Here is a 6,010-nt window from a genome sequence, read left to right as displayed (position 1 = left end):
GGTGGCTGCGCTCAGGAGCAAACTATGTCATCGTCGAAATCATCTAATTCCAATTTAGAATCCATTGTATTTGGCATGGGCTGTTTTTGGGGCGCAGAACGCCGCATGGGCGAGTTAGAAGGCGTGCTCGATGTTGAAAGCGGTTACGCAAATGGCGACATTGAAGCCAGCTATGAGGCGATTTTGCAGCACGAACGTGCCTTGCAACGCGGCCAGAATGCCAATTTACGCAACCATGCCGAAGTGGTCAAAGTGTTTTTTGACCCTAGCCAAGTCAGTCTCGAGCAAGTGCTGATTCAGTTTTGGGAAAACCACAACCCGACTCAGGGAGATCGACAAGGCAACGATGTGGGTTCCAACTACCGCAGTGCGATTTATTTTGCAAACGATCAACAACGTCAACTGGCCGAAGCTACGCGTAACGAATATCAAAAAGCCTTAAGCCAAGCCGGATTGGGTCAGATCACCACCGACATCGCTGCGCTGCAAAATTACAGCGCGGCGGAAGACTATCACCAAAATTATTTGCAAAAAAATCCAAATGGCTATTGTGGCCTAGGCGGCACCAACGTGCCTTACCCTGGTGCAGAAGCTCAAACAAAACCGCAAGCGTCTGTTGCCCCTTTGTCTAGCGATGACTTAAATCAAACGCAACAATTAATCGTATTTGAAGCCATAGATTGCGCCTTCTGTGATTTATTTAAAGCCGACATTCTGCAAAATTGGCAAGCCGATGTCGCCGTCACCACCAGCTTATCGCCGGAAGCACCGAAGGGTTGGGAATTAAGCAAGCCTCTGTTTGCAACGCCTACCATCGTGTTATTTAAAAATGGTCAAGAAGTCTCACGTTATACCGGCTATAACGGCGACCAACAACGCTTTTGGCAATGGCTAGGTTTTGAGCTCCTCACACCTGAACAACAACGCATTGCGTTTGAACAAGGCACAGAACGTCCGTTTACCGGTTCGCATTTAGATGAAAAACGCCCTGGCGTATTTGTTGATCCGATTACCGGCGCCCCGCTATTTCGTACCGATACTAAATTTGAAAGCGGGTCGGGTTGGCCGAGCTTTTTTAACCCGCTGGATGGTGCAATCACTTATCACGAAGATCGTGCCCACGGCATGACTCGGGTCGAAGTACGAAGTGCCAGCTCGGGCATTCATTTAGGTCATGTGTTTGATGATGGCCCCGCACCGACTTATAAACGTTATTGCATTAATGGCAATGTGCTAAAGTTTGTCACAGACAAATAATATTTAAAGTATGATGCTCATGACAAGTTCGCAAGCCTTAACAAAAACCGGCAATACCAACCACCAGGCCTGGTGGTTTAAGTTCGGTTTTATCTTAATTTTATGTACTGGGGTTTATAGCGTTCAGGCGCAAAGCCTGAATTTAAGCGATAGCCAAATTAGCCTACAAGTCACCCAAACCGAGCAGCCCGTGGCGCGCATTTTATGGCTGCCTTCGGAATACGGCCTGTTGCCGCAAGAAAAACAACTCGCCCAAACACTTTCAAAATACGGTTTTGAAAGCTGGCAAGTGGATGTGTATGAAGCCTTATTTTTATCCCCCACCCCGAGTGCGGTGGATAAAGTGCCAACCGAGTGGCTGGCCGAGATCTTAGAGCAAGCACACCAAGACGGCCTGCCTTTATTTATTGTGGCGGCCAATAAAGCCGCCCAATTAGCCGTGCGTGGCTTAGTTTCGTTTCAGCAAACCCCACAAGAAAACCTGGGCTTAATTCTGATTAATCCTAACTTGTATCTCGAAACCCCCACCCCAGGTGAGCCAGCGCAATATTGGCCCGCCACTCAACACCTCAATCTACCCAGCTTTGTATTGCAAGCCGAACTTTCACCTTGGCGTTGGCAATTGACCGAATTAAAAACACACCTTGCCCAATCCGGTAGTCCGGTGTTTTTGCAACTCTTGCCCCAAGTTCGCGATCGGTTTTATTTTCGAGCCGATGCCTTAGCGATTGAAAACGACTACAGCACCGGTTTTGCCAACCAATTGCGCCAAGCGATGCAATTGCTAACCCCTTATATGACCAAAGCTCGCCAAAGTCCCGTGCTTACAGCCGAAACCCGTGCGCCCATTACAACTACATCGAGTGCAAAAGAAGTTTTACAGCCTTACTCTGGCCCACAAAATCGCCCGCTTAGCTTACCAAAATACGCTGGCGGTTCGTTGTCGTTGGACGATCTTAAAGGTCAAGTTGTGTTGCTAAACTTCTGGGCAAGTTGGTGCCCGCCTTGTTTGCATGAAATGCCGTCGATGACACGCCTAAAAAGCCAACTTAACGACCAAAATTTTGAAATTTTAGCCGTTAATTTAGCCGAACAACTTGAAGATTTTGAGCCCTTTTTAAAAGCCAATCCGGTCAACTTCCCGGTTTTGCTTGACCCGCAAGGCCAAGCGATTAAAGACTGGCGCATCATGGCTTACCCAACCACCTATCTAATTGATAAAAAAGGTAAAATTCGCTACGCCTTGTTTGGTGGAACCGAGTGGGATCAGCCGCATCACATTGAACGCATCCAACAACTACTCGATGAATAACCCAGCTAATTTATGTCATTGACTAGCTTAATCAGCCTTACTTTAGCCTTAATCATTATCGCCGCCACACCAGGTCCAGGGGTTGTATTAACGGTTACACGCAGCCTCCAAAGTGGTTTTCGTGCTGGTTTCTGGGTGGTAGCGGGCATTGTTATAATGGATATTTTAGTGTTAATCTTAAGCCTCAGCGGCCTGAGTTTAATGGCGCATTGGTCGCAACCAGGCCTGGTGGTTTTGCAGTTATTAGGTGCATTATTTTTAGCCTGGCTAGGTTGGCAAAACTGGCATCGACCCATTTTAAAAGTCTCCCAAACGCCTCCCGACTCTCGCCATGATTTCTTAGCCGGGATTGCGGTGAGCCTTACTAATCCGGTATTTTTCTATCTCGCCTTTTTACCGGCTTTTGTGGATGTCACCCATTTAAGTTTTGCCGATGGTCTCTTGCTGATCGGTTTAATTGGCGTGGCTTTAAGCCTGGTTTTATTAAGTTATGCCTTTGTTGCCGCCCGCTTACAAACGCGACTACTGAATCCTAAAAGACAGCTTTGGATGAACCGCATCAGTGCTCTGATCTTTCTAGGCTTGGCCTGTTGGCTAGTTTGGCTAAGTTTTTAATCACTCGGTTTTAAAAATCACCAAAACTTGCGCACAATCAAATCCCCAGGGTTGATCTTCGAGCGCACACCAACTAAAATTAAATTAATCAAACAAATCTATTTATTCTTTTTTTTCTGAGGGCCTTACTATGACATCAAAGCGCATCTCTGAATTTTCAGCTATTAGCGGTTTAATGAAAAAAAGTGACGCTGAAATTGCGGCTGAAATGGCCAAAGTAAAAGACTTCAAACGTCTAGCCAATCAACTTTCTCTGTACGATGATCAAGTTATTAACCGAGTGGTGAATGGCTTGCCACCGGAAAACAGAATGCTGGTTAGAAAAATGACCAACGAACTGCGTGATATGCACCAGTGGGACCAAAAAGGTTCGAGAAACGCACGGGTATATGGTCGTTATATTTATGAATCCACCCACTTTAATATCAAACGTATTCTCCCCAGCTTAATATTGGCGTTAATTTTATTGTCGATGTCGGGCTATATGATTTAACGCGATTGCATAACCGCCTAAAACCCTCTAAGCTATAACCAAGCTTTTTACTCAGTTATTAACTTGGTTATTTTTTATGTCCTTTACGCAAACCTATCTCGACTTACCCGCTGATTTTTACACAAGTTTAGCCCCCGAACCGCTCGCTCAAGCGCATTTGGTGGCGTTAAACCGTGATTTAATTAAGCTGCACCAAATCAACCTGCCCGACCAAACCATTTTAGACATCACCAGCGGCCAAATTATTGAGGGTATGACCGCCTTGGCGCAAAAATATACGGGGCATCAATTTGGTTATTACAATCCAGACTTGGGCGATGGGCGCGGGATTTTATTAGGCCAATGGCAAACCCCAAAAAATGAACGGTTTGATTGGCATTTAAAAGGCGCTGGACGCACCCCCTACTCTCGCCGAGGTGATGGACGAGCGGTGCTCCGTTCGGTGATTCGAGAATATTTGGCTTCCGAAGCTTTGTACGCTTTAGGTGTGCCCACCACGCGCGCTTTAGCGATTGTGAGCGGCGACGAACAGGTTTGGCGTGAAGCGCTCGAACCGCGCGCCATGATGATACGTGTCACGCCCACCCATATTCGTTTCGGCCATTTTGAATGGGCTGCCAGCCAAAGCCCACAACACAGCCAAACCCTGGCCGACTATGTAATCAAACACCACTATCCAGAATGCGCATCTGAACCCAAGCCTTATGAAACTCTACTAAAGTTGATCCTACAACGCACGGCACGCATGATCGCGCATTGGCAAAGTGTCGGCTTTAATCATGGCGTAATGAATACCGATAACATGTCGGTTCTTGGCGAAACCTTCGATTTTGGCCCCTATGCGTTTATGGACGACTTTAAAATCGGCTATATTTGCAACCACACCGACACTGGCGGGCGTTATGCTTATAACGAACAACCCAATGTTGGTTTGTGGAATAGCCAAGTGCTGGCGCAAGCGTTTGAGCCGCTGATCGAATCAGCCGACATTCGTCAAAATTGTCTCAACGACTATGTAGAAACCTACAATCAACATTATGTGGATTTAATGCGCGCTAAACTCGGCTTAACCAATCCGCAAGATAAAGACAAACTTTTAATCGCTGACCTATTAATTTGCCTAGACAAACATAAAGTCGATTATCACGTATTTATGCGCAGTTTGGCAAACTTAGATCAGCCCCATGATATTTGGCCCACCAGCGACGACTACCAGGCCTGGTTGTTCGATTACAAACAAAGATTAAAGCAAGAAACCCTGTCTGAATCCGAAAGAAAAGAGTTGATACTAAAAACCAATCCGGCTCTAGTATTACGCAACTACATCGCGCAACACATCATCGAACAAGCCGAAAAAGGCGACCGCGAAATCGTCGATACCTGGCGCCAATGGCTAGCCTCCCCCTTTACAGAAAACCCCGAATGGCAACCATGGATCCAACCACCCCACAGCCACCTAAAAGGCCAAAAATTAAGCTGCTCCTCCTAACCACCAGGCCTGGTGGCAGTATTAACGGCGCAGATCCAGTTAATGCTATAATTAAAACCCTATGCAAAATCATGGAGTTAAAACATGCTTTCGATCAAACTCACCATGGATGATTCCGTTTCGCAGAAGGTGTTGGACTTTCTAAACCAGTTACCTAATCAATCAGTAAAAATTGATGATATTGAACTTAACGAAACAGAAATCAAACAAAAGTTAGCGATGGCTGAACAAGATATCCAATTCAATCGCACGCATAGTTCTGAAGAAGTCAGACAGAATTTAATTGGCTAATGAAGAGGCAAATTAAGTTTACCGATACCGCACTATCGGATTTGCAACAAACAAAGATTACATTTCGCTTGATTCATCACAGAATGCACGTATTTTTATCAAAAAACTACTCGATAAAATCGATTTAATTCCCGAACAGCCTTTTAGTTATAAGTTAAGTCAATACCACACTGATAAGGCATATCGTCAAATGACATTTAAAGGCTACACGGTTGTTTATCGTGTAGCGGAAGAACTAATCTTCATTATGGCCATTTTCAAAGCTAAAAATTATCAATCGAAAAACTAAACCAGGCCTGGTGGTTAATGAGTTTTTCGTAAAGTTTGATAACGCTGAATAAACATATCTGCTGAAATACCGCAAAGCTGGCAAATATCCAATACTTCTAAAAAATCTAAATTCCGGTCGCCATTTTCGTACTTAGCGACAAAACTCTGCGGCTTTTCCAACTTCAGCGCCAGTTCCGTTTGGGTATAGCCCGCCTCAAGTCGTATTTGCTTTAAGACCTGTCGAAGAGATTGATAATCGGAATGCCAAATGCTGCGTTTCATA

The 6,010-nt window shown here is 45.4% G+C and carries 8 protein-coding genes; 7 read left to right on the top strand and 1 reads right to left on the bottom strand.

From position 1 onward, the window contains the following. The 7 genes from msrA to IBX48_RS10635 form a co-directional block, all read left to right on the top strand. On the top strand, positions 1–1,257 hold a 1,257-nt coding region (gene msrA / locus IBX48_RS09570), incomplete at its 5' end, for a peptide-methionine (S)-S-oxide reductase MsrA (RefSeq protein WP_365942487.1). Positions 1,258–1,276: 19 nt separating this feature from the next. Beyond that, entirely contained in the window at positions 1,277–2,569 is a 1,293-nt protein-coding gene (locus IBX48_RS09565) for a TlpA disulfide reductase family protein (protein WP_296833828.1), read from the top strand. 12 nt (positions 2,570–2,581) lie between these two features. Next, positions 2,582–3,184: a LysE family translocator gene (locus tag IBX48_RS09560; protein WP_296833825.1), complete on the top strand. Its 603-nt coding sequence runs from the start codon at positions 2,582–2,584 to the stop codon at positions 3,182–3,184. Positions 3,185–3,314: 130 nt separating this feature from the next. Further along, a complete protein-coding gene (locus IBX48_RS09555) occupies positions 3,315–3,677 on the top strand; it encodes a hypothetical protein (protein WP_296833822.1) in 363 nt (120 codons plus the stop codon). Positions 3,678–3,753: 76 nt separating this feature from the next. Further along, positions 3,754–5,166: a protein adenylyltransferase SelO gene (locus IBX48_RS09550; RefSeq protein WP_296833819.1), complete on the top strand. Its 1,413-nt coding sequence runs from the start codon at positions 3,754–3,756 to the stop codon at positions 5,164–5,166. Positions 5,167–5,250: 84 nt separating this feature from the next. Beyond that, entirely contained in the window at positions 5,251–5,457 is a 207-nt protein-coding gene (locus tag IBX48_RS09545; protein WP_296833818.1) for a hypothetical protein, read from the top strand. A 34-nt stretch (positions 5,458–5,491) separates the two neighbouring features. Continuing rightward, positions 5,492–5,746 (top strand): type II toxin-antitoxin system RelE/ParE family toxin, encoded by a 255-nt coding sequence (locus IBX48_RS10635; protein WP_365942489.1) that lies wholly within the window; start codon positions 5,492–5,494, stop codon positions 5,744–5,746. A gap of 14 nt (positions 5,747–5,760) precedes the next feature. Here the strand turns inward: IBX48_RS10635 and IBX48_RS09540 are convergent. Then, the coding region (locus IBX48_RS09540; RefSeq protein ID WP_296833816.1) for a helix-turn-helix transcriptional regulator at positions 5,761–6,010 on the bottom strand (250 nt) is incomplete at its 5' end.

It is taken from the genome of Thiomicrospira sp., from assembly GCF_014859555.1.
Taxonomy (GTDB): Bacteria; Pseudomonadota; Gammaproteobacteria; order Thiomicrospirales; family Thiomicrospiraceae; genus Thiomicrospira.
This window is presented reverse-complemented; position numbering and strand designations above follow the sequence as displayed.

Coding starts and splice junctions, on each gene's coding strand:
- IBX48_RS09565 (WP_296833828.1), top strand. CDS start 1,277: ATGACAAGTTCGCAAGCCTTAACAAAAACCGGCAATACCAACCACCAG.
- IBX48_RS09550 (WP_296833819.1), top strand. CDS start 3,754: ATGTCCTTTACGCAAACCTATCTCGACTTACCCGCTGATTTTTACACA.
- IBX48_RS09560 (WP_296833825.1), top strand. CDS start 2,582: ATGTCATTGACTAGCTTAATCAGCCTTACTTTAGCCTTAATCATTATC.
- IBX48_RS09555 (WP_296833822.1), top strand. CDS start 3,315: ATGACATCAAAGCGCATCTCTGAATTTTCAGCTATTAGCGGTTTAATG.
- IBX48_RS09545 (WP_296833818.1), top strand. CDS start 5,251: ATGCTTTCGATCAAACTCACCATGGATGATTCCGTTTCGCAGAAGGTG.